The following is a 23248-nucleotide window of genomic DNA, read 5'->3' as shown; positions in this document are numbered from 1 at the left end:
CGGAAACAGCCGAGAACCACATGGGGGTACGCATGTATGACGTGATCATTGCCGGTGGGGGGCCGACCGGTCTGATGTTGGCCGGCGAGTTGCGGCTGCACGGCGTACGCACGCTGGTGTTGGAGAAGGAGCACGAGCCGCCGCCGTTCGTCCGCGCGCTCGGTCTGCACGTACGCAGCATCGAGGTGCTGGACCAGCGCGGCCTGTTGGATCGGTTTCTCGCGCTCGGCCAGCGGTACCCGGTCGGCGGTTTCTTCGCCGCCATCGACAAGCCCGCGCCCGACCGGCTGGACACCGCGCACCCCTACGTCCTGGGCATTCCGCAGCCGGTCACCGACCGGCTGCTGGCCGAGCGCGCCGCCGAGGTGGGTGCGGAGATCCGGCGCGGCGGCGAGTTGGTCGGGCTGAGCCAGGACGAGCACGGGGTGAGCGTCGAACTGGCCGACGGCACGCAGCAGCGATCGCGCTACCTGGTCGGCTGCGACGGCGGGCGCAGCACCGTACGCCGGCTGCTCGGGATCGGTTTTCCCGGTGAGCCGAGCCGGGTCGACACGCTGCTGGGCGAGATGGCGGTGACCGCGCCACCGGAGACGGTGGCCGCCGTGGTCAGCGAGGTCCGCAAGACCCAGAAGCGGTTCGGACTCGGGCCGATCGGCGCCGGGGTGTATCGGGTCGTGGTGCCCGCCGAGGGGGTGGCCGCCGACCGTTCGGCACCGCCCACCCTGGCGGAATTCAAACAGCAACTTCAGGCGTACGCGGGCACCGACTTCGGCGTGCACGCACCGCGCTGGCTGTCCCGCTTCGGCGACGCGACCCGGCTGGCCGAGCGTTACCGCCTCGGCCGGGTGCTGCTGGCCGGCGATGCGGCGCACATCCACCCGCCGACCGGCGGACAGGGCCTCAACCTCGGTATCCAGGATGCGTTCAACCTCGGCTGGAAGCTGGCCGCCGAGGTGGCCGGCTGGGCTCCGGAAGGGCTGCTGGACAGCTACCACAATGAACGGCACCCGGTCGCCGACGACGTACTGAACAACACCCGCGCGCAGATGGAGCTGCTCTCCACCGAGCCGGGTGCGCTGGCGATGCGCCGGCTGGTGACGGAGCTGATGGACTTCGACGAGGTGAACCGGTACCTCACCGAGAAGATCACCGCGATCGGGGTGCGCTATGACTTCGGTGCCGGGCATGACCTGCTCGGCCGGCGGATCCGGGACGTACGCCTCAAGCAGGGCCGTCTCTACGAGCTGACGCGCGCCGGCCGGGGCCTGTTGCTCGACCAGACCGGTCGGCTCTCGGTCGCCGGCTGGGCGGACCGCGTCGACCACGTGGTCGACGTCAGCGAGGAGCTGGACGTGCCTGCCGTGCTGTTGCGGCCGGACGGCCACGTGGCCTGGGTCGGCGACGACCAGGGTGAGCTGGTCAGGCACCTGCCCCGCTGGTTCGGCACCGCCGCCTAGGCGCGTCCCGATCCCCGGATGAACTGGTCGACGGCCGTCGGCAGGAGGTTGTCGAGCAGTTCCGGTGGGACCAGGTTCCCGTTGGTCAGCGTGGCGATGCCGTGCAGGGTGGCGAACAGCACGATGCCCACCTGCTGCGGGTCGCCGGGGGCGAGTACGCCCTGCTCCTGCCCCTGCATGATCAGATCGTTGAGCAGCCCGAACGCCGCAGCGGCGGCGGCGACGAGCCGGTCGGCGCCGTCGCGGTGCTTACCGGCGAACATCAGGTCCAGCAGCGCGGCGTCCTCGGTGGCGAACCGCAGGTAGGCCGTTGCCACGCCGTGCAGGCGAGGTTCGAACTCCGGCCCGGCGGCAGCCAGCGCCGCGCGCAGTTCGGCGTCCAGTCGGGCGAATCCGGCCTCCGCGAGCGCGTCCAGCAGCGCCTGGCGGTCGGCGAAGTGCCGGCGCGGCGCGGCGTGGCTGACCCCGGCCTCGCGAGCCAGCTCGCGCAGGGAGAGCTGCTCCGCGCCGTGTTGGCGCAGGCTGCGCTCGGCCGCGGCAAGCAGTGTCGCGCGGAGGTTCCCGTGGTGGTACCCGGACATGGGCTCCACTCTAGCCAAATGTAGTCGTTGACATCATTGTTGACACCGCATACATTGTTTCTCATGACAACATTCACGATCGGCCAGCTCCCCGCCATGACCGGCCGGACCGTCATCGTCACCGGCGGAAACAGCGGCATCGGCCGCACCGCCGCCCGCGCGCTCGCCGCCAAGGGCGCCCGCGTCGTGCTCGCCGTCCGTGACCTGGCCAAGGGGAAGGCCGCCGCCGCGACAATGGCCGGCGATGTCGCCGTACGCCGACTCGACCTCGCCGACCTCAGTTCGGTGCGTACGTTCGCCGAGACGTACACCGAGCCGATCGACGTGCTGATCAACAACGCCGGCCTGATGATCCCGCCGCTCGGCCGCACCGCCGACGGCTTCGAACTTCAGTTCGGCACCAACCACCTCGGGCACTTCGCGCTCACCAACCTGCTACTGCCACGGATCCGGGGCCGAGTGGTCACGGTCTCCTCAAACGCACACCGAGCCGGCACGATCGACTTCGACGACCTCAACTGGGAGCGCAAGCCCTACCAGGCGTTTCGCGCGTACGCGCAGTCGAAGCTGGCGAACCTGCTGTTCACCGCCGAACTACAGCGCCGGCTCACCGAGGCCGCTGCACCGGTGCTCGCGACCGCCGCGCACCCCGGTCTGGCGACCACCAACCTGCTCGGGCATCTCGACGGCGCACCGCTGCCGAGGCGTCTGCTGCACACCACCGCCGTCAACTGGTTCGCCCAGAGTGAAGAGGACGGCGCGCTTCCCACGCTCTACGCGGCGGTGGCCGACATCCCGGGCGGCAGCTACGCCGGCCCCGGCGGCTTTCTGCAAGGACGCGGCGCACCCAAGCTCGTCGGCCGGTCCAAGGCCGCCCAGGACGACGCCGTCGCCCGCCGCCTGTGGCGGGTGTCCGAAGAACTGACCGGCGTGCCGTTCCCACTGACCGTCGCGCCGGCTCGGCGCAGCTGACGTCGACCGGCCGCCCCTGCCGTCGCGCCGGCTCGGCGCAGCTGACGTCGACCGGCGGACCCGGCCGCTGCACCGGCTCGGCGCAGCTGACGTCGACCGGCCGACCCTGCCGTCGCGCCGGCTCGGCGCAGGTGACGTCGACCGGCGGACCCACAATTGCCTTGCCGGGCGGTCGGGCGTACCCCATGCTTGGGCTTGTGACCAGGCCCGATCGCGACGGGCCGACCCGGGCCCTCGGAACGGCCCGGCAGCCGCGGCGGCGCGGGGCACGTCACCTCTCTCTCGGGTACGGCGCTGCGCCCTACCCTGGCTTCGCCCCGCGCCGCCCGGCAGCACGGCTCAGGTCAGCACCAGGCCGGCCACCCAGAGCACGCCGATCACCACCCCGGCGAGGAACTCGATAAGCATCGCCAGCCCGGCCGCGCCGACCGCCTGTTTGGTCGCCGGCCAGGCCAGCCGGGTGTCGCCCAGCCGCAACCGTTCCATCAGGAAGATGCCGCCGACGAAACCGATGACCAGCCCGACGACCGGGATGACGAAGAAGCCCACCAGGCCGAGCAGCGCGCCGACGAGCAGCGTGGAGGTGGGCACGCCGGCCCGCTTGAGGTTGCGGCCCGGCCAGGCGTACTTGACCACGGTGCCGCCCAGGGCGACCACGGTGGCCGCCGCGAGCACCAGCCAGCGCCCGGCACCGGCGTCGCCGAACAACGCCCACACGAGTACCCCGCCCCAGCACAGCGGCAACGCCGGCAGGCCGGGCACCACCACCCCGGCCAGTCCGGCGAGGATGGCCAACGCGGTGATCACCGACACCAGGGCACCGGTTTCTGTCAGGCTCACGTCGGCTCCCCATCCGATCGCTTCAACTGTTAAAAAGGGGCCCTTCCTCTACCGCAGGCGTTAATAGGGGGCCCTTCCTTACCCGCCATCCAGGCGGGTGGAGATGGTGTCGGCGGGTGCGGGTGGGCCGAACAGGCGGCCCTGTGCGGTGTCGCAGCGTAGCGCGCGTAGCCGCTCGGCCTGCGCCTCGGTCTCCACCCCCTCGGCGGTGACCCAGAGTTCCAGGGCGTGCGCCAGCCGCACCAGGGCGTCCACGATCCGCTCGTCCCGGTGGTCGGCGGCGTCCGGCTCGTCGGCCCGGATGCCCTCGACGAAGGGCGCGGCCAGTTTGAGGCAGGTGATCGGCAGCCGGCGCAGGTACGCGAGGTTCGAATAGCCGGTGCCGAAGTCGTCGATCGCCAGCCGTACGCCGAGGGCGGCGAGCCGGTACAGCGTACGCAGCGGCTCACCCGCCGAGCCCATCACCGCGCTCTCGGTCAGCTCCAGTTGCAGCAGCTCCGCCGGTAGCCCGCTGCTGGCCAGGGCGTCGGCCACGGTGTCCACGATCGCCGGGGCGTCGGCCTGGCGGGCGGCCAGGTTCACGCTCACCACCAGCCGGGCGTCGGGGAACTCGGCGTGCCAGCGCTTGGCGTCCAGGCACGCCTGCCGCAGCACCAACGCACCGAGCCGGACGATCAGGCCGGTCTCCTCGGCCAGCCCGATGAACCGGTCCGGGCCGATCAGCCCCAGTTCGGGGTGCTGCCAGCGGACCAGTGCCTCGACGGCCAGCATCCGTCCGTCCAGCAGCGACACGATCGGCTGGTAGTGCAGCACGAACTCGCCCCGCTCCAGCGCCACCGGCAGCCCGGCGACCAGGGCCGACCGGGCGATGTCCCGGGCGGTGCGTTCCGGGTCGTAGGCCGCCCACCGGCCCCGCCCCTCGGCCTTGGCCCAGTACAGCGTGGTGTCGGCGGCCTTCATCAGCTCGGCGGCGCTGGTGCCGACGTGCTCGGAGTCGACGATGCCGATGCTTGCCGACACCATCAGCTGCTGGTCGTCGACGAACACCGGGGCGGAGACCGCGGCCAGGGCCGCCTCGGCCACCGCGATCACGGCGTCGACTCCGGGGGCACCGTCGACCAGGATGACGAACTCGTCGCCGCCCATCCGGGCGACCAGGTAGCCCTGTTCCGCCACGCAGCCGGCGAGCCGGCGGGCGATCGTCACGAGCAGCCGGTCGCCGAGGTCGTGGCCGAGGCTGTCGTTGATCGCCTTGAATCCGTCGAGATCGAGGAAGCAGAGCCCGACCCGGCCTCCCGAGCTCAGCAACCCGTCCAACGTCTCGAAGAACAGCGTCCGGTTGGGCAGGTCGGTGAGCGGGTCGTGCAGCGCCTGGAAGCGTAGCCGGCGTTGCAGCTCGTACCGCTCGGTGATGTCCTCCACCATGGCGACGGTGAACCGGGGCCGACCGTCGTCGTGCCGGATCAGCGAGGCCGCCAGGTCCGTCCAGACGGCGCTGCCGTCCTTGCGGTAGTAACGCTTCTCGACCCGTACGCTGTCGTGTTTGCCCTCGATCAGTCCCCGGTACAGCTCGGCCATCCCGGGGGCGTCGTCGGGGTGGAACAGCGCCGCGACATTCAGCTGCCGCAGTTCCTCGACCGGGTAGCCGAGCATGTCGGCGAAGGGCTGGTTGACGTCGATGATGGTGCCGTCGATGTCGGCGATGCCGATGCCGATCGCCGCTCCCCGGAACACCGCCCGGAACCGGGCCTCGCTGTCCCGCAACGCCTGCTCCACGGCGTCCCGGGCCTGCCAGGCGGAACGGGCGATCCGCTCCTGGTGGGCGAAGGTACGGTCGCGCAGGGCGCGGGCGAAGCCAGCGGCCAGGCCACCCTGCGCGGCGGCGATCCGCTCCCCCAGCCCGCCCGCATCGTCAAGCCCGCCGGCATCGCCGGACCCGCCCGCGTCGCCGGACTCGCCGGGATCGCCGAGCCCGCCGGAACCGCTCCCCGCACCGGGGGCGGATCGCACCCTGAGCACCTGGGCCGGGAACCGGTCGGCAAGGGCCTGCACCGACCACTCGATCATCTCCGGCTCGGTCAGGTTCGCCGCCACCAGAGCCCGGCCGACCTCCGCCGCCACCGCGGCGACCGCCTCCCCGGTGCGCAGGACGTCGGCCAGGCGCAGGGTGTGCGCCAGCAGCAACCGTTCGGTCTCGGCCGCGCTCAGCGGCACGAAGCCGAGCCGGCGTACGGCCTTGGCCCACTCGGCCGCGTAACGCTGAGCGCCGGTGCGGTCGACGGCGTTTCCGCCGACGGCGTCGACCCCGGCCATCGGTCAGCCCGCAGGCCGGTCGTTCCGGGCCACGCCACCGAAGGCGCCGAACCGCTGCGCGTCGGCGGCCACCTCGGACGGTGAGTCCGGCCGCCACAGCTCCATGTGCACCACCCCCGGTTCGAGGATCGTCCAGTCGCCGAAGAAGCCGGTGATCTCGGCGCGGGAGCGCAGGGTGATCTCGGTGGCGGTACGCGCCGACAGCCGCTGCGCGTCCAGCATCTCCTGCGGCTGGTCTTCGAAGGTGGAGTGGGAGACGACCAGATGGCTGCCGGGCGCGGTGGCGGCCCGCAGGGTCGCCAGGATCTCGCCGGGACGGTCGGCGTCCGGGACGAAGTGGACCACGCCGGCCAGCAGGATGCCCACCGGCCGGTCGAAGTCGAGCAGTTCCAGCCGGCGCGCCTCGGCCAGGATCAGGTCCGGGTCGCGCAGGTCAGCGTGGACGACCCCGGTCAGGTCGTTGCCGGCCAGCAGGTCCCGGCTGTGCGCCACCGCCACCGGGTCGATGTCGACGTAGACGACCCGGGCCTTCGGGTTCGCGGCCTGGGCGACCTCGTGCACGTTGCCGACGGTGGGGATGCCGGAGCCGATGTCCAGGAACTGGTCGACGCCGGCATCGAGCAGCGCCCGTACGGCCCGACGCAGGAACTCCCGGCCGGCCCGCATGGTGGCCGGCAGGTTTGGCGTCATGGCCGCGATCTGCTCGGCCAACTGCCGGTCGATCTCGAAGTTGTGGGCACCGCCGAGGAAGTAGTCGTACACCCGGGCCGCGCTGGGCCGGGAGAGGTCGATCTTGGCGGGCAGCCCGTCCGGCATCTGCACTGGTACACCCCAAGTCGTCGCCGCGGATCGTGTGACGGTGCCCACTCTAGGCCGGTGCGTCACGCGACGGGAGATCCAGGGGACAGCGGGCCGCTCGTCCGGACGGCCCGGCCGGTCAGGCGGCTTCCAGCAGCAGCGAGATGCCCTGCCCGACCCCGACACACATGGTCGCCAGCGCCCGCCGGCCACCCCGGCGACGCAGTTCCAGGGCGGCGGTGAGCGCGAGCCGGGCACCGCTGGCCCCGAGCGGATGTCCCAGGGCGATGGCACCGCCGTTCGGGTTGACGTGCTCGGCGTCGGCGGGCAGGCCCAGCTCCCGCAGCACCGCGATGGACTGGGCGGCGAACGCCTCGTTCAGCTCGATCACGTCGAGGTCGGTAAGCGCCAGCCCCTGCCGGTCGAGCAGCCGCCGGGTCGCCGGTACCGGGCCGATGCCCATGATCCGGGGCGGTACGCCGGCGCTGGCCGCCCCGCTGACCCGGGCCAGCGGGTTGAGCCCGTACGCCGCGACCGCCGCCTCCGAGGCGACAAGCAGCGCCACCGCGCCGTCGTTGACGCCGGAGGAGTTGCCGGCGGTCACCGTGCCACCGTCCCGGAACGGCGTCGGCAGCGCGGCGAGCTTCTCCAGGGAGGTCTGCCGCGGGTGTTCGTCGACCTCGACCAACCTCGTCTCGCGCCGGCCCGCCGGCACGGTCACCGGCACGATCTCCTCGGCCAGCCGGCCGTCGGCCTGGGCCTTGGCGGCCCGCAGCTGCGAGCGGTACGCGAACTCGTCCTGGGCGACCCGGTCGACGCCGTACTCCGCGGCGACGTTCTCCGCCGTCTCCGGCATCGAGTCGATGCCCCAGCCCCGCTCCATCAGCGGGTTGACCAGCCGCCAACCGATCGTGGTGTCGTACATCTCGGCGGCCCGGGAAAACGCGCTTGTCGCCTTCGGCAGGACGAACGGCGCACGGCTCATGCTCTCCACGCCGCCCGCGACGATCAGATCCGCCGCACCGGCGACGATCGCCCGCGCGGCGGTGGCCAACGCGTCGAGGCCGGAGCCGCAGAGCCGGTTGACCGTGCTGCCCGAGACCTCCTCGGGCAGCCCGCCGAGCAGCGCCGCCATCCGGGCCACGTTGCGGTTGTCCTCGCCGGCCTGGTTGGCGCAGCCGAGAATCACGTCGTCGGTCCGCGACCAGTCCACGGCCGGATGGCGGGCGACCAACTCGCGGATCACGTGCGCGGCCAGGTCGTCGGGGCGTACGCCGGCAAGCGCGCCGGCATACCGGCCGATCGGGGTGCGGACACCGGCCACCAGGTATGCCACGGTCATCGCGAGTCCTTCGGGGGTGGGCAGGTCAGGGGCGACGGCGCGTCACCCACCAGGTCGACAGGGACGGCCAGCAGCCAGGATATCGCCGCAAGATCGGAGATAGGTTGTCGGCATGGCACGAGCCCAGTTCAGTGCGGAGACAAACGACGGCGGAGCCTTCGTCCGGCAATCCAACCGGTTCACCGGGCGGGTCACCCCGCACTCCACCTCGCCACCCGGCGGTGGGCCGGACGAGCAGGACCGCTGGCCGCTGGAGTCGGGACGCTACCGGCTGATCTGGTGTCGGGCCTGCCCGTGGGCGCACCGGGCGCTTATCGTCCGCAACCTGCTCGGGTTGTCCGACGCCATCTCGTTGGGCACCGTCGACCCGATCCGCGACGAGCGCGGCTGGCGGTTCACCCTCGATGCGGACGGCTTCGACCCGGTGCTGGGCATCGGCTTTCTCTCCGCGGCGTACCTGGCCACCGATGCCGACTACGTCGGCCGGGTCACCGTGCCCGCCCTGGTGGACACGGTCACCGGGCGGGTGGTGACGAACGACTATCCGCAGCTGACCCTGGACCTGTCCACCGAGTGGCGGCGGCTGCACGCCCCGGGCGCACCGGATCTCTACCCGGTCGAGCTGCGTCCGGAGCTGGACGCGCTGATGGCCGAGATCCATCGCGACGTCAACAACGGCGTCTACCGGTGCGGGTTCGCCACCTCGCAGCGGGCGTACGACGAGGCGTACCTGGCGCTCTTCGCCCGGCTGGACGCCCTGTCGCAGCGGCTGACCGAGCGGCGTTACCTGATGGGCGACACCATCACCGAGGCGGACGTGCGGCTCTTCACCACACTTGTCCGCTTCGACGTGGCGTACCACGGCCACTTCAAGTGCAACCGGAGCAAGCTCACCGAGATGCCGGTGCTCTGGGCGTACGCGCGGGACCTGTTCCAGACCCCCGGTTTCGGCGAGACGGTCGACTTCGACCACATCAAGCGGCACTACTACGCCACCCACGGCGAGATCAACCCGACCGGCATCGTGCCGCTCGGCCCGGACCTGGACGGCTGGACAACCCCACACGGGCGTGGCTGACCGCAGCGCCGTCGGGTCGCGGGTCGCCGCCGCGGGCGCGGCGTTGGGTGTGCTCGTCGGCGCGAGCCTGGTGACGCTCGCCGTGGTCGCCGGTCCGGGGCCGGGCCTGACCGGGTACGTCAGCGAGGCCGGTGTCGCCGACAGCGGATACGCCTGGACGTACCGGATCGGGGTCTTCGCCCTGGCCCTGGCATTGCTGCTGCTCTCCGCCGCGCTGCACCCCGACGGCGGCCGGCGCGGCAGTGCGGGATGGTGCGGCGTGGCATTCCGGCACGGCGGTGCGGGATGGTGCGGCAGTGCGGCGTGGCGCGGCAGCGGCGGGTGGCGCGGTGACCGGGGGTTGCGGGTCGCGGCGGCGTTGCTCGTCGCGGGTGCTCTCGCCACCGGCCTGTCCGGAGCGGTCACGTGCAGTGCCGGCTGCCCGCTGCCGCCGTTCGAGCAGGCCACCGTGGCGGATCTGGTGCACGGTGCGGCGAGCGTCGCCGCGACGGCCGCCGTGGTCTTCGCCATGATCGCGATCGCCCTGGCACCTGCGGCCGGACGCGCCCTGCGCCGGATCGCCGCGACCGCGACGGTGGTGGCCCTGCCGCTGGCGGGCGCGGTCGGGCTCACCATGCTGTTCGTCGGCCGAGGCTCGCTTGTCGGCGTGCTGGAGCGGCTGCTACTGGCGGTGGCGGCCGGCTGGGGTCTGGTCACCGCCGCCGCCCTGGCCCGCCGCCGACGACGCGGCGACTGATCCGGTGGTCGTCGGCGCCCGCAGCCGGCGACCCGGCCGATCCGTAAGGACTGTCATCGATATCACTCATTACGGACGTCGTATCTGGCGTGCTGCTCGGGAGAGGATGTGGCAATGAGTTCGTTGTTCACGCCGCTGGCGCTGCGCACGGTGACCCTGCCCAACCGGATCGCCCTGGCGCCGATGTGCCAGTACAGTGCCGGTCCCGACGGCCTGCCCACCGACTGGCACCTGGTGCACCTCGGCACCCGCGCCGTCGGCGGCGCCGGGCTGGTGATGACCGAGGCCACCGCCGTACTGCCGGAGGGCCGGATCAGCCCGCAGGACACCGGACTGTGGTCCGGCCGACACGTCGACGCCTGGCGGCCGGTGACCCGGTTCCTGGCCGCGCACGGCGCGGTGCCGACCGTGCAGCTCGCGCACGCCGGCTTCAAGGCCTCGACGTACCGGCCGTGGGACCCGCGCCGGGGCGGCGTGCCCGATACCGAGGGCGGCTGGGTGCCGGTCGGCCCCACCGACGAGCCGTTCGTGCCGGAGTACCGGGTGCCGACCGCCCTGGACGAGGCGGGGATCGCCGCCGTCGTCGAGGCGTTCGGCGCGGCGGCCAGCCGGGCGCTGGACGCCGGGTTCGCCGCCGTGGAGGTGCACGCCGCGCACGGTTACCTGCTGCACGAGTTCCTGTCACCGCTGACCAACCACCGTACGGACGGCTGGGGCGGGGACCGGGCCGGACGGATGCGACTCACCCTGGAGGTCGCCCGCGCGGTACGCGCCGCCGTCGGTGCCGACGTGCCGGTACTGGCCCGGATCTCCGCCACCGACTGGGTGGCGGGCGGCTGGACGGTCGACGACAGCGTCGCGCTCGCCACCGAACTCGCCACCGCCGGGGTGGACCTGGTCGACTGCTCCTCGGGCGGGGCGAGCCCGAACGCCAGCGTCCCGGTGGGTCGTGGCTACCAGGTGCCGCTGGCCGCCCGGGTACGCCGCGAGGCGCGGGTCGCCACCGGCGCGGTCGGGCTGATCGTCGAGCCGGAGCAGGCCGAGGCGATCATCGCCGAGGGCGAGGCCGACCTGGTGCTGCTCGGCCGGGAACTGCTGCGCAACCCGTACTGGCCACGGCAGGCCGCGGCGAAGCTCGGCGCCGACGCCAGCTGGCCCGACCAGTACCTGCGGGCGGCCTGAGGTACCTGGCCGCCCGCTCAGCCGGCCAGGTGTCCCCAGCGCTGCGCCAACTCCCGCCACGGCCCCTGGGCCGCCACCGCGCCGCCGATGAGCACCACGACGTGGTCGGCCCGCACCAACGCGGCCCGCTTGGAGGTCGAGCCGACCACCGTCACGCCGCGCTCGCGCAGCGCCTGCCAGAGCGCCAGTTCGGTGGTGACGTCAAGCGCGGAGGAGACGTCGTCGGCGACCAGCAGTTCGGTACGCGGCGCCAACGCCCGAGCCAGCGCCAGCCGCTGTAGCTGCCCGCCGGAGAGCCGGGTGCCCTTGTGCCCGATGAGCAGCCCCAGCCCACTGCCGGTGGTGGCCAGGTCGTGCTCCAGCTGGGCGGTGGTCACGGCGTGCCCGGCGTCCACCGGATGGCCGAGGGTGATGTTGTCGGCCACCGTCCCGGAGAGCACCCGGGGCAGTTGCCCCACGTAGCCGACCTGGTTCGGGCGCAGGAACAGCTCCGGTTCGGTGACCGGCGTACCGTTCCAGGTCAGCCGGCCGGTGTGCGGGGCGATCCCGGCCAGCGCCCGCAGCAGCGAGGACTTGCCGGCGCCGACCGGCCCGACGACCAGCACCAACTGGCCACGGTCGACGGTCAGGTCGACGTCGCGTACGGCGACGGTGCCGTCGGTGTGCCGCACCCCGAATCCGGCCAGCTCCAACCGGTGCAGCGGGGTACGCGGGGCCACCGGCGGCGCGGGCGCCGTCCCGGCCGCCAGGTCCACCCCCGGCACCGCCGCCGAGTACGCCTCGATCCCGGTCATCTCCGCCGTCCGCCGGGTCCACACCCGGGCCGACGGGACCTGCGAGATGAGCGATGCGGTGGTCCAGGCGAACCAGCGTGCCGCACCCAGGGTGGAGACCGCGACCAGTGCCGCCCCGGCGGAGAGTCCGCCGGTCAGGAACAGACCCCATACCGCGATCGGCAGCAGGCCGCTGGTCAGCGACGGGGTGGAGCGGGCCCACACCTGCACGGCGATCTCCCGGCGCTGCCGCTCGCTGCGTACCACGTCGAGCGCGGCGAGATGGGCCAGCACCGGCCGGGTGGCGCCGGCGAGCTTCACCGTCCGGGCCGCCGACAGGCTGGAGACCAGGGCGGTGGCGAAGGCCGCCCGCGCCGCCACGGTGTCCCGCGCGGCCGTCTCCAACCGGGGCCCGAACGCCGTCGCCGCCAACCCGGAGAGCACCATCGTGCCGAGGAAGAACAGCCCCGGCACCAGGCTGCCGGTGACCAGGGTCATGCTGACCAGCATGATCAGGCCGACCCCCTGGTCCACCACGTTGTCGGCGAGATTCACCACCCGCTCGGTGTCGCCGCCCTGGGCCACCACCTCCGCCGGGGTGTGCCGGCTGACCCGACGTGGACCGGTCTGGCCGTGTACCAGCCGCAGGCTGATCCGCAGCATCTGCCGTACCCACCAGCCCGGATACCACAGATGGGTCCAGTAGTACGCCGGGATGGCGAGGACCAGTCCGGCGGCGATGCCCAGGGCGGGCAGCCACAGGTCGTCCGTACCGTCCACCACGTCCGCCCAGAGCCAGGCCAGCAGCGGCCCGTCCAGGCCGAGGATGACCAGCACGGCGAACATCACCACCGAGGCCAGGCCATAGCGGGGGTTGTTGAGGCAGAGCCGGCAGATCTCCCGCAGGGTCCGCGCCCGCGACGCCGGCCGCCGGTCGTGGTCCGGGGCAGCCGCAGCGGCCGGCACAGCCGCAGCGGTCGGGCCGCTCCGCTCCCGGCTGCTGACCTCCCGCCCCTCCGCCGGCTCGACCGGCTCGGGCCCGACCATCGGCGCCGGGTCACCGGCAGGGGCGAGCGCGCCCTCCACACCCGCCCCACCGGTCGGAACGACCGCCCCACCGGCCGGCAGGCCCACGCCGGTCGTGTTGCCGGACGGGCCGGCATCGGCCGCGACGCTCACCGCCGGGTTGGCGCCGACCAGTGCCGGCTCGGCGTGCGCCCGGCCGGTCTCCGCCAGCTCGATCCCGGTGTCGCCGTCGTACGCGCCGGCCCGACCAGCCGCGAGCAGCTCGGCGTCGCCGCCGTACCCACCGGCCCGACCAGCCGCGAGCAGCTCGGCGTCGCCGCCGTACCCACCGGCCCGACCAGCCGCGAGCAGCTCGGCGTCGTCGCCGTACCCACCGGCCTGACCAGCCGCGAGCAGCTCGGCGTCGTCGCCGTACCCACCGGCCCGACCAGCCGCGAGCAGCTCGGCGTCGTCGCCGTACCCACCGGCCTGACCGGCGGCGAGGAGTTCGGCGAAGCGACGCGACTCGGCCAGCGGAGCCGCCTCGACCACCGCGCCGTCGGCCAGCACCACCACCTCGTCGCACCGGCTCACCGAGGAGAGCCGGTGTGCGATGACGATGCCGATCCGGCCACCCAGCAGCCGCTCGGTGGCCTGCTGCACCCGTACCTCGGTCACCGGGTCGAGCCGGGCGGTGGCCTCGTCGAGGATCACCACGTGCGGGTCCCGGACCAGGATGCGGGCGAAGGCGACGAGCTGCTCCTGCCCGGCCGAGAGCACGTGCCCACCCTCGCCGAGGCGGGTGTCCAGGCCGGCCGGAAGTTCGGCGATCCAGTCGGCCAGGCCCAGCTCGTGCAGGGCCCGGGCGGCGGCGTCGAGCAGCTCGGGATCGAAGAGCGCCACGTTCTCGGCGAGCGTGCCGGCAAGGATCTCGGTCCGCTGCGGCACCACGGCGATCCACCTGCGCAACTGCTCCACATCCAGGTCGAGCACGTCACGCCCGCCGAGCAGCACCGTGCCAGCCGGCACGTCGACGGCTCGGGTGAGCACCTTGGCCAGGGTCGACTTGCCGGAGCCGGTCCGCCCGACCAGGGCGTACGAGCGGCCCCGGACGAAGGTGAGGTCGACCCCGCGCAGCGCGGGCCCCCGGTCGGCGTCCGGGCCGGTCGCCGGGTAGTGGTAGGTCAGGTCGCGGATGACCAGGTCCCCGTCGGTCGGCAGGGCACCGCCGGTGGGCTCCTGCGGGGATTTGGCGAGCAGTTGCACCCGGCCCCACGCGCCGAGTGCGTACTGCACCTCCGGCACCATCCGGCTGACGTGTTCGACGGTCATGCCCAGGGAGAGCGCGAGCAGCCAGATCGCGGTCAGCCGGGCGGCGTCCACCCGGCCGGTGGTCAACGCCCATACCCCGCCGAGCACCACAAGCGCCACGCCGGCCCGGGTCACGCTGGCCGCGATGGTGTTCACCTGCGCCGACATCCGCCAGACGACCAGGCCACGGCGGAGCACCTCGGCGGCCCGCGCCGCGTACAGGCGTAGCACGTACGGGCGGGCCAGGCTGGTGCGTACGTCGTCCTGGCCGTGGATGGCCTCCTCCATCACCGCCGCCAGGTCGGACCAGGCCGCCTCCTCGTGCATCCGGGCCGGCGCGATCCGCCCGGCGGGCCGCCGCAAGGTGATCACGAGCAGGACGGTGAGCAGCAGCAGGCCGACCCCCGCCGGCCACCAGACGGTGATCGCGACAAGCGTGGACACCACGCCGACGGCCAGCGCCTGGGCCAGTCGTACGCCGGGACCGCGCAACCCCGAGGCCACGTCGTAGACGTCGCCGTCGATCCGGTCGAGCATCTCCCCGACCGGCGTGGTCTCCAGGGCGGGGACCGGTTGCCCCATGGCCACCCGGCACAGCCGGCGACGCAGGTCAGCCGACCAGTCGGCGGTCACCCCCGCCATCACCAGGCTGATCACCAGGTCACTGACGACGGCGGCGACGAGGGCCACCGAGAGCAGCACGAAGAACCCGACGGAACGGTGCACCAGCACCGGCCCGGCCAGCGCGGCGGTGGCCGCCTGACCGATGCCACCGACCACAACCAGGACGGTCACCAGGGTCATCCGGCGCGGGGAGGTGACCCACAGATCACGGAGTAGGCGCATGGGTCGGTTCCTCCGGTTTCGTGGCGGAGGTTCCAGCCTGCTCGGCCCCACCCGACGGCTCAACGGATTTTCGCCACCGGCAGACCGACCCGGCGGACCGACCGGCAGACCGCCGGGTCGGTCCGGCAGATCGGCCCACCCGGCCCGGGCGGATCGGCTCCCCGGGCGGATCGGTCACGGCCACCGGGCCGTGCGGCGTCAGAAGAGGTCAGAAGAGGACGGTGGCCAGGGTGCCCACCGGGCGGAAGCCGCAGCGCTCGTAGACCCGCCGGGCGGGCCGGTTGAAGTCGTTGACGTAGAGGCTGACGGTCGGGGCGACCCGGGTCAGTGCGTCCCGGACCACCGCCGCCATGGCTCCGGTGGCGATGCCTCGGCCCCGCCACTCGGGCGCCACCCAGACCCCCTGCACCTGGGCGGTGCGCCGGGTGACGACCGCCAGCTCGGCCTTGAACACCACCCGGCCGTCGACGAACCGGGCGTACGCCCGGCCGGAGCGGATCATGTCGGTGACCCGGCGCCGGTACCCGCGCCCGCCGTCCTCGGCCAGCGGCGAGACGCCCACCTCCTCGGTGTACATCGCCACCGCGGCCGGAAAGAGCCTGTCGAGTTCGCCGGTGCGGACCCGGCGCACCTGCGGGTCGACGGCGACGTCGGGCAGCGCGTCGGTGACCAGCAGCGGCTGGTTCGGGCGTACGTCGCGGGCCGGTCCCCAGGTGTCGGCGAGGCGGTCCCAGAGCTCCAGCACCGCATCGGCCCGGCCGACGATCGAGGAGCAGAGCCGTTCCTCACCGGCGAGCAGATCGGCGAAGGCGGCCACCGCCTGCGGACCGGCCAGCACCGGCGTCAGGTTGCCGCCCAGCCAGCAGACCGCTTCGAGTTGGCGGCGCGAGCCGTATCCGAGCACCCGGCCCTCGGCCCGCCACCAGGCCAGGCCGCGCGCGGCGATCCGCTCCGCGACCTGCGCGCTCGCGTACGGGTCGAGGTCGAGCAGCCGCTCGACCGCGCGCCGTTCCGATTCCCCCAGTTGCCGCACCGGCGCCGTCAGCACGGTTACAGCCTGCCAGATCGGTCCGGAACGTGGTGGCGGACGGTGACCGCGCTCCGACACGCCGGTCGCCCGGAGGGGGACGAGCTGGCCCTAACGCCCCAGCCGACCCTTCAGCACCTTGTCGCCGTTGTATTGCCGATATATCGTTGATGCATCAGTGATAGTCCTACGGAGGAGACGGAATGAAATTCCATCGACGGGGACACCTTCCCCACGAAGGCCGGCTACGCGGCTTCGGCTTCCCGCCGTTCCCGCCCGGTCCCCCGTTCCCGCCCGGCGCGTCCGGGCATGGTCACGGCCGGCGCGGGCGCGGCCGGGGACGCCGTCCGAACGTGCGCAACGCCGTGCTGGCGCTGCTCACCGAGCGGCCGATGCACGGCTACGAGATGATCCAGGAGATCGACTCCCGCACCGGGGGCTCCTGGCGACCCAGCCCCGGCTCGATCTACCCCACCCTGCAACTGCTGGAGGACGAGGGCGTCATCGCGGCCACCGAGGAATCCGGCGGTGGCCGGAAGCGGTTCACCCTCACCGAGCAGGGCCGCGCCGAGGCCGACCAGGCGGCACAGGCGCCACCGTGGGCGGAGGTCGCCGAGGACACGATCAACAGCTGGCACGACATCCGGCACGCTGGCGCCCAGGCGATGAACGCGCTGCGGCAGGTGATGCTGACCGGCACCGACGACCAGCGGGAACGCGCCGCCCAGGTGCTCGACGAGACGCGCCGCAAGCTGTACGCGATCCTCGCCGAATCCGAGTGACCCGGTACGCGCCGAGGGCGGCCACCCGGTGCGGTGGCCGCCCTCGTGCTGGTTCCAGGGGTCAGTGCACGCTGACCGTGGCGCCGGGCAGCAGGCCGCGCAACTCCTCGGGCAGTTCGGCGCCCATCTCGTCGGCGAGGCGCAGCGCCTCCTCGATCAGGGTCTCCACGATCTGCCCCTCGGGCACGGTCTTGATGACCTGACCCTTGACGAAGATCTGCCCCTTGCCGTTGCCGGAGGCGACGCCGAGATCCGCCTCGCGGGCCTCGCCGGGACCGTTCACCACACAGCCCATCACCGCGACCCGCAGCGGCACCGGCAGCCCCTCCAGGCCGGCGGTGACCTCCTCGGCCAGCTTGTAGACGTCCACCTGCGCCCGCCCACAGGACGGGCAGGACACGATCTCCAGACCCCGCTCCCGCAACCCCAGCGACTCCAGGATCTGGGCGCCGACCTTGATCTCCTCGACCGGCGGCGCGGAGAGCGACACCCGGATGGTGTCACCGATCCCCTCGGCCAGCAGCGCCCCGAAGGCGACCGCCGACTTGATGGTGCCCTGGAACGCCGGACCGGCCTCGGTGACGCCCAGGTGCAGCGGGTAGTCGCACTGCTCGGCGAGTTGCCGGTAGGCCCGGATCATCACCACCGGGTCGTTGTGCTTCACCGAGATCTTGATGTCCCGGAAGCCGTGCTCCTCGAAGAGCGAGCACTCCCACAACGCCGACTCGACAAGCGCCTCCGCGGTGGCCTTGCCGTACTTGGCCAGCAGCCGCTTGTCCAGCGAACCCGCGTTGACCCCGATCCGGATCGGCGTACCGGCGGCCGACGCCGCCGCCGCGATCTCCTTGACCTTGTCGTCGAACTGCCGGATGTTGCCCGGGTTCACCCGCACCGCCGCGCAGCCGGCTTCGATCGCCGCGAAGACGTACTTCGGCTGGAAGTGGATGTCGGCGATCACCGGGATCTGCGACTTGCGGGCGATCGCCGGCAGCGCCTCCACGTCGTCCTGGCTGGGCACCGCCACCCGCACGATCTGGCAGCCGGAGGCCGTCAGCTCCGCGATCTGCTGCAAGGTGGCGTTGACGTCGGCGGTCAACGTGGTGGTCATCGACTGCACCGACACCGGCGCTCCACCACCGACCGGCACCGAACCGACCATGATCTGGCGGCTGGCCCGGCGCGGGGCGAGCGGTGGCGGCGGCACAGCGGGCATACCGAGGCTGACAGCAGTCACTTCAGGCACTCACCTTGGGAAGAGGGTGATCGGGTTGACGACGTCCGCAGTGATCGTGAGCAGGGTGAACATGCCACCGATCAGAATCACCACGTACGTGAAGGGCATCAGCTTGAAGTAGTCGACCCGGCCCGGGTCGGGACGGCGCAGCCGCGCGTACACCCAGGAGCGGGCCCGTTCGAACCAGGCGATGGCGATGTGCCCACCGTCCAGTGGCAGCAGCGGCAGCAGGTTGAACACCCCGATGAAGAAGTTCAGCGAGATGAACAGCATCACGAACATCTCCCAGGCGTCGTTGGCGACCGCCTCGCCGCCGAGGACGCTGGCGCCGACCACGCTGATCGGGGTGTCGATGTCCCGCTCGCCGCCGGTGATGGCGCGCCAGAGCGCCGGTACCTTCTCCGGCAGGCGCTGCATCGCCTGCGCGGTGGCCACCGCCATGTCGCCGAGGAAGGTGCTTGTCGCACCGACCGCCGCCACCGGGCCGTGGGAGACCAGGCCCGGGGTGGAGACGACCAGCCCGACGCCGAGCGCGGAGACCTCGGTGACCGGGCCGCTCGGGTCGTTTATCGGCGGGCGCTTGGTGGTGGCGAGCACCGTCTCGGTGCGGCCCGGCTGGCCGTCGCGCTCGTAGCCGATGGTGGCGGTGCTGCCCGGGGTGGTGGCCCGCAGGGTGGTGAGCAGCTCGCCGTAGTTGTTGATCGGGGTCCCGTTGATCGAGGTGATCCGGTCACCGTCGCGCAACTGGCCCGCCGCGGCCGGGCTGGGCGCGTCCCCGGCGGCGCACTCCCGCCAGGTGGTGTCCGGCAGGACGCAGTCCTGGATGGCGATCACCGCCGGCTCGGCGCGGATCTGCTCCTCGTTGCGGGGGAAGTCCGGGTTGGGCAGGCCGAAGGTCATCGCGGCCAGCCAGGTCGCGAAGATCGCCAGCCCGAAGTGGGTGACCGATCCGGCGGACATCACGATGGTGCGCTTCCACACCGGGTAGCGCCACATGGCCCGCTTCTCGTCGCCGGGCTCGACGTCGTCGTCCTGTGGCGTCATCCCGACGATCTTGCAGAAGCCGCCGAGCGGGATGCCCTTGATGCCGTACTCGGTCTCGCCCCGCTTGAACGACCAGAGGGTGGGGCCGAAGCCGACGAAGTAGCGGGTGACCTTCATGCCGAAGAACTTGGCGGTGAGCATGTGGCCTGCCTCGTGCAGGCTCACCGAGATGAGGATGCCGAGGGCGAACAGCGTCACCCCGAACGCGAACGACATCAAGCTCCTTCCACCGCAGCAGCGATGATCGCCTGCGCGTGCGCGCGGGCCCACGACTCGGCTTCGAGTACGTCCTCGACGGTACCCGGTTCACCGAAATCGGGGGCCTCGTCCAGTACGCGCTGTAGCGTGTCGACGATGCCGAGAAACGGCAGCCGGCCGGCGACGAAGGCGGCCACGCACTCCTCGTTTGCCGCGTTGTAGATGGCCGGCCGGCAGCGGCCCGTCTCGCCGGCCGCCTTGGCCAGCGCCACCGCCGGAAACGCCTCGTCGTCAAGCGGCGCGAACTCCCAGGTGTGGGCGCTCGTCCAGGAGACGGCGGACGCGGCGTCGGCGACCCGGTCCGGCCAGCCCAGCCCCAGGGCGATCGGCAGCCGCATGTCCGGCGGGCTGGCCTGGGCCAGGGTGGACCCGTCCACGAACTCGACCATCGAGTGGATCACCGACTGCGGGTGCACCATCACGGTGATGTCGGCGTACGGCACGTCGAACAACTCGTGCGCCTCGATCACCTCCAGCGCCTTGTTGACCATCGTCGCCGAGTTGATCGTGACGACCGGCCCCATGTTCCAGGTCGGGTGAGCGAGGGCCTGCTCGGGCGTGACGGAGGTCAGCTCGTCGCGCCGCTTGCCCCGGAACGGGCCGCCGCTGGCGGTGACGATCAGCCGGCGTACCTCGCCTCGGGTACCGCCGCGCAGGCACTGCGCGAGCGCCGAGTGCTCCGAGTCGACCGGCACGATCTGCCCGGGCCGGGTCACCGCGGCCTTGACCAGCGAGCCGCCGGCCACCAGCGACTCCTTGTTGGCAAGCGCGAGGGTACGCCCGGCCCGCAGCGCGGCGAGGGTCGGCGCCAGCCCGAGCGACCCGACCACCCCGTTGAGTACGACGTCACACGGCCACTGCGCCAGCTCGCTCATCGCGTCCGGCCCGGCCACGATCTTGGGCAGCTTGAACTCGCCCGAGGCCCAGCCCCGGCGGCTCGCCTCGGCGTAGAAGGCGAGCTGAAGGTCCTGCGCGGCGGAGGCCTTCGCCACCCCGACCGCCTCGACGCCAAGCTCCAACGCCTGGGCGGCGAGCAGTTCCACGTTTCCGCCACCGGCACCGAGCGCCACCACCCGGAACCGGTCCGGGTTGCGCCGCACGATGTCGATGGCCTGGGTACCGACCGAGCCGGTACAGCCCAACAGCACAAGATCGCGGGGGGAGGTCACCCCGCCATTCTTCCGCACGCCCTGCGGGCGAGAAGGAAGGGCACCTTATTAACGCCTCGGGTAGAGGAAGGGCCCCTTATTAACACGGCCCGAGATCGACTCAGCCGTTGCTGGGCGGGACCCATCTCAACCCGACTCGGGCTGCGGAAAGAGGTGTCGGGGGACGAACCACAGATAGAAGATCATGCCGAAGAGTTCGACCAGGGACTGCATCACGACGACCACGGCAGCGATCTCCCACCCGGCGGGCAGCGAGAGCGCGAACGGCAGCACGATGAACGAGTTCCGGGTACCCAGCGAGAAGGCAAGCGTACGGCCCTGCACGGTGGGCAGCCTCCCGGCAGTGGCAAGCAGCCTGGCCAGGGCGAGGCTGCTGGCGAGGAAGGCGGCGGCGACCGCGATGACGACGGGCAGCACGTCGAGCGCGTCGCGGGCCGGCCCGACGTGCGCGGCGGCGACCAGGAAGATCACCACGGAGAGCAGGGGCACCGGCCACCAGCCCAGCCGCTGGCGGATCCGGTCCCGCTCGGGCCGCCGGGCGAACCACACCTCGCTGAGCGCGGCCAGGCCCAGCGGCAGGAGCAACACCAGGAGCGCCGGCCAGACATCACCGGGCGCGAAAACGACAGCGAAGTCGGTGCCGGACATCAACCAGAGGTACGCGGGCAGCAGCGCCAGTTGCAGCAGCAGGCTGATCGGAGTCAACGCGGTCGCCCGAGTCGCGTCGCCCCGGCCCAGTTGGGCGAAGGTGATGAACCAGTCGGTGCACGGCACCAGCAGCACCAGCAGCAGGCCCAGCCGCAGCGCGTCATCGGCGGGAGTGAGCTGGAGCAGGCCCCACACGACGCCGGGGACGAGCACGAAGTTGCCGATCAGCGCGACGGCGAGGAAGCGCCCGTCCCGGAACGCGGCCGGGATCGAGGTCAACGGCACCTGGGTGAACGTGGCGTACAGCAGCATCGCGAGCACCGGCCAGACCAGCGCCTCACCGGCATGCCCGCCCCACGGCCAGACCGCCCCCACGACCAAACCCAACACGACCGCACTGAGATACCACCAAACCTGATACCGCTCCAGCCCCTCCCGACTCATCCCCCACCCCACCCCCACCCCCAACCCCACCCCACCCCCACCCTCCCGCGTTGATCATGAGGTTGGCGGCAGTTTGAAGATCAACTACTGCCGCCAACCTCATGATCAACGGGGGACGGGCGGGCCAGGACGAAGGTTTCCAGTTCCTCACCGCCGTACCAGTCGCTGCGGCGGCCGATGGGCGTCATGCCGAGCCGGCGGGCCACCGCCATCGACGCGGTGTTCCCCGGATCCACCACGGCATGGATCAGCGGCGTCCCGGTGGCGAACTCCCGTTCCAGCACGGCGCGAGCGGCTTCGGTGGCGTACCCGTTGCCCCAGACTTCGGGATGCAGGTGCCAGCCCACCTCGATGTCCTCGGTGAGCACCTGCTCGTCGCGCCCCGGCAACGGTTTCACCATCACCGAGCCCACCACGACGCCGGTCTCGCGCACCTCGATCGCCCAGATGCCGTACCGATCGCCGTACGCCGCGTGCCGCCGATGCCACCTGGCCAACCGCTCGGCCGCCTGCGCCGGATCCGTCAACGGCAACCCCGACCGCGCGCCGAGCCACCGGGCGATCTCCGGCCGAGAGTAGATCTCGAACAGCCGAGCCAGATCGCCCGGCCCATCGGTCCAATCCCGCACCAGCAGCCGCTCAGTGATCACGATCGCCATGACCCGCGATCGTAACAAAGCGACGTCCTTCAGATCCGACCGATCCGGTTGAGCAGCCGCCACCACTGATCGCCTTCAAATGCCCCATTCAGAGTCAGATACGAACGCCCAGCCACGCCCTCAAGAAAGAAATCTTCAAGACTCGAAGAAAATTGTTCGAAACGGCTACTCATCGACCAGGGAACCCCGGTGTCCGGAAACGTCCAAACAGTTTCGTCTGCCCTGTCGAGGGCTTTCACCGTCAGCTTATCCAGCAGTAGACGGAAGCGTCGTCTTTTGAATTCAGCTGCACAAGCATCACCAATTGGCGGACTATCTCCTCAGCAACCGCTGGATCGATAGCCGTTCCATTCGAAACTTTTTCTTCGGCCCACCAATCCGATAGCTCACGAACTTGCAGACGATCCATTACAGAAAGCGACATAACGAGATCTTCAGAAAGGCGCAGGACCAGCGAACCGCTATCATTCTCCCCCACAACTTCCGGATGACCCCTAGCAATAAGCTCTTCAAAGGAATACCCAGTAAGACGGGACTCCCAATCCAGAAGCGCTTCCTCGGCATCAAAGTTTCCAAATTCAACCACAGGAAGCGAGCCCATTGGCCCCCGCTCAAGTGCCGCTTGCGCATCTTCCTGCATCGCCACGAAAAACTTGACAATCACGCTCACCGACGAAGCCTCCCAAAACTATGCAAGTTCCCTCATGGTCACCAGTTGGGCGACCATGAGGGAACCTTCAGGACGACAG

Annotated in this window: 20 protein-coding genes; 6 read left to right on the top strand and 14 right to left on the bottom strand. The window is 71.7% G+C overall.

Features of this window, described 5'->3' with window-relative positions:
• The first annotated feature begins 32 nt into the window (after nt 1-32).
• Nucleotides 33-1457 carry a rifampin monooxygenase gene (rox, locus tag QQG74_RS07665; RefSeq protein WP_341719592.1) on the top strand — a complete coding sequence of 475 codons (1425 nt, stop codon included), beginning with the start codon at nt 33-35 and terminating at the stop codon, nt 1455-1457.
• Here rox and QQG74_RS07660 read toward each other — a convergent pair.
• Nucleotides 1454-2038, bottom strand: coding sequence for a TetR/AcrR family transcriptional regulator (locus QQG74_RS07660; RefSeq protein WP_341719591.1), 585 nt, complete (start codon nt 2036-2038; stop codon nt 1454-1456). The two genes, rox and QQG74_RS07660, sit on opposite strands and share 4 nt — an antisense overlap.
• 63 nt (nt 2039-2101) lie before the next feature.
• On the opposite strand from QQG74_RS07660, the gene QQG74_RS07655 reads away from it, so the two are divergent.
• Nucleotides 2102-3010 (top strand): oxidoreductase, encoded by a 909-nt coding sequence (locus QQG74_RS07655; RefSeq protein ID WP_341719590.1) that lies wholly within the window; start codon nt 2102-2104, stop codon nt 3008-3010.
• A 339-nt stretch (nt 3011-3349) separates the two neighbouring features.
• Here QQG74_RS07655 and QQG74_RS07650 read toward each other — a convergent pair whose 3' ends face one another.
• The 4 genes from QQG74_RS07650 to pcaF all read right to left on the bottom strand — a co-directional run bounded on the left by QQG74_RS07650 (nt 3350) and on the right by pcaF (nt 8303).
• Nucleotides 3350-3850, bottom strand: a complete 501-nt coding sequence (locus QQG74_RS07650) for a DUF456 domain-containing protein (protein ID WP_341719589.1) — start codon at nt 3848-3850, stop codon at nt 3350-3352.
• Between the two features lie 78 nt (nt 3851-3928).
• Nucleotides 3929-6163: an EAL domain-containing protein gene (locus tag QQG74_RS07645; RefSeq protein ID WP_341719588.1), complete on the bottom strand. Its 2235-nt coding sequence runs from the start codon at nt 6161-6163 to the stop codon at nt 3929-3931.
• 3 nt (nt 6164-6166) lie between these two features.
• Complete coding sequence (locus QQG74_RS07640) at nt 6167-6985, bottom strand: SAM-dependent methyltransferase (protein WP_341719587.1); 819 nt, start codon at nt 6983-6985, stop codon at nt 6167-6169.
• A gap of 115 nt (nt 6986-7100) precedes the next feature.
• Complete coding sequence (gene pcaF / locus QQG74_RS07635) at nt 7101-8303, bottom strand: 3-oxoadipyl-CoA thiolase (RefSeq protein ID WP_341719586.1); 1203 nt, start codon at nt 8301-8303, stop codon at nt 7101-7103.
• Between the two features lie 112 nt (nt 8304-8415).
• On the opposite strand from pcaF, the gene QQG74_RS07630 reads away from it, so the two are divergent.
• The 3 genes from QQG74_RS07630 to QQG74_RS07620 all read left to right on the top strand — a co-directional run bounded on the left by QQG74_RS07630 (nt 8416) and on the right by QQG74_RS07620 (nt 11299).
• Nucleotides 8416-9381, top strand: coding sequence for a glutathione S-transferase C-terminal domain-containing protein (locus tag QQG74_RS07630; protein ID WP_341719585.1), 966 nt, complete (start codon nt 8416-8418; stop codon nt 9379-9381).
• Nucleotides 9374-10117, top strand: a complete 744-nt coding sequence (locus QQG74_RS07625) for a DUF998 domain-containing protein (RefSeq protein ID WP_341719584.1) — start codon at nt 9374-9376, stop codon at nt 10115-10117. Before QQG74_RS07630 ends, QQG74_RS07625 begins: the two co-directional genes overlap by 8 nt.
• Before the next feature lie 114 nt (nt 10118-10231).
• Nucleotides 10232-11299 (top strand): NADH:flavin oxidoreductase/NADH oxidase, encoded by a 1068-nt coding sequence (locus QQG74_RS07620; RefSeq protein ID WP_341719583.1) that lies wholly within the window; start codon nt 10232-10234, stop codon nt 11297-11299.
• A gap of 17 nt (nt 11300-11316) precedes the next feature.
• Here QQG74_RS07620 and QQG74_RS07615 read toward each other — a convergent pair whose 3' ends face one another.
• A complete protein-coding gene (locus QQG74_RS07615) occupies nt 11317-15234 on the bottom strand; it encodes an ABC transporter ATP-binding protein (protein ID WP_341719582.1) in 3918 nt (1305 codons plus the stop codon).
• Between the two features lie 208 nt (nt 15235-15442).
• The gene (locus tag QQG74_RS07610) at nt 15443-16282 is read right to left on the bottom strand and encodes a GNAT family N-acetyltransferase (RefSeq protein ID WP_341719581.1); all 840 of its coding nucleotides are present in this window, start codon (nt 16280-16282) and stop codon (nt 15443-15445) included.
• A gap of 182 nt (nt 16283-16464) precedes the next feature.
• Here QQG74_RS07610 and QQG74_RS07605 point away from each other — a divergent pair, with 182 nt between their 5' ends.
• On the top strand, nt 16465-17043 hold the full coding sequence (locus tag QQG74_RS07605) for a PadR family transcriptional regulator (RefSeq protein WP_341719580.1): 579 nt from the start codon (nt 16465-16467) through the stop codon (nt 17041-17043).
• Nucleotides 17044-17104: 61 nt separating this feature from the next.
• On the opposite strand, the gene ispG is transcribed toward QQG74_RS07605, so the two are convergent.
• The 7 genes from ispG to QQG74_RS07570 form a co-directional block, all read right to left on the bottom strand.
• A complete protein-coding gene (gene ispG / locus QQG74_RS07600; RefSeq protein WP_341719579.1) occupies nt 17105-18277 on the bottom strand; it encodes a flavodoxin-dependent (E)-4-hydroxy-3-methylbut-2-enyl-diphosphate synthase in 1173 nt (390 codons plus the stop codon).
• Between the two features lie 9 nt (nt 18278-18286).
• A complete protein-coding gene (locus tag QQG74_RS07595) occupies nt 18287-19537 on the bottom strand; it encodes a site-2 protease family protein (RefSeq protein WP_341719578.1) in 1251 nt (416 codons plus the stop codon).
• Nucleotides 19537-20748 carry a 1-deoxy-D-xylulose-5-phosphate reductoisomerase gene (gene dxr / locus QQG74_RS07590; RefSeq protein ID WP_341719577.1) on the bottom strand — a complete coding sequence of 404 codons (1212 nt, stop codon included), beginning with the start codon at nt 20746-20748 and terminating at the stop codon, nt 19537-19539. The genes QQG74_RS07595 and dxr overlap by 1 nt, the downstream gene beginning before the upstream one ends.
• 126 nt (nt 20749-20874) lie before the next feature.
• Nucleotides 20875-21840, bottom strand: a complete 966-nt coding sequence (locus QQG74_RS07585) for a hypothetical protein (RefSeq protein WP_341719576.1) — start codon at nt 21838-21840, stop codon at nt 20875-20877.
• 80 nt (nt 21841-21920) lie between these two features.
• A complete protein-coding gene (locus QQG74_RS07580; RefSeq protein ID WP_341719575.1) occupies nt 21921-22499 on the bottom strand; it encodes a GNAT family N-acetyltransferase in 579 nt (192 codons plus the stop codon).
• 29 nt (nt 22500-22528) lie between these two features.
• A complete protein-coding gene (locus QQG74_RS07575) occupies nt 22529-22738 on the bottom strand; it encodes a hypothetical protein (protein ID WP_341719574.1) in 210 nt (69 codons plus the stop codon).
• 2 nt (nt 22739-22740) lie between these two features.
• Nucleotides 22741-23169: a hypothetical protein gene (locus QQG74_RS07570; protein ID WP_341719573.1), complete on the bottom strand. Its 429-nt coding sequence runs from the start codon at nt 23167-23169 to the stop codon at nt 22741-22743.
• Between the last annotated feature and the right edge of the window lie 79 nt (nt 23170-23248).

This window comes from Micromonospora sp. FIMYZ51 (genome assembly GCF_038246755.1).
Lineage (GTDB): Bacteria > Actinomycetota > Actinomycetes > Mycobacteriales > Micromonosporaceae > Micromonospora.
The sequence above is the reverse complement of the archived record's forward strand: the minus strand, read 5'-3'. Positions and strand labels throughout refer to the sequence as shown.